We start from the raw sequence: 405 nt of genomic DNA, 5'->3' as shown, positions 1-405 counted from the left end.
GGATGTCGGCCAGCAGTCGAGCGCCTCGGCCTCGCCGGGTGCGGCCGTATGATAGGACGGCACCATCCATTGCGTGGAAAAGCGCGGCACCGAATTGCGCACGCCGGTCAGCGTCACCGTGCGCTTGGCGTTTTGCTCCGGCTCGACTGGGCGGATGCGGGTTAGACCAGGAGCCGTCGGCACGGTTCCCTACGTCTTATCGGCCAGCGCCTTGACCGTTTCCGGCTCGACATCGCCGGCCACCACCAGGACGGCGTTGCTGGGCGTGTAATATTTGTCATAGAAGGCTCTGGAGTCGGTGCCGTAGCGGATCGTGTTGGAATTTGGCGGAGCAGCCTCCGGCAAATTGAGGTTATCGGTTCATGCGGCGAGGTCAATCTGCTGATCGAGTGGCTTGGCGGGGAG

Annotated in this window: 1 pseudogene; it reads right to left on the bottom strand. The window is 63.2% G+C overall.

Annotated elements, in window-relative coordinates:
• Window positions 1–300: pseudogene (locus tag EN780_RS38170) on the bottom strand (insulinase family protein); the annotation flags it as partial.
• Window positions 301–405 lie beyond the last annotated feature (105 nt).

Origin of the sequence: Mesorhizobium sp. M4B.F.Ca.ET.089.01.1.1, assembly GCF_004022605.1 — a bacterium.
Taxonomy (GTDB): domain Bacteria; phylum Pseudomonadota; class Alphaproteobacteria; order Rhizobiales; family Rhizobiaceae; genus Mesorhizobium; species Mesorhizobium abyssinicae.
The sequence above is the reverse complement of the archived record's forward strand: the minus strand, read 5'-3'. Positions and strand labels throughout refer to the sequence as shown.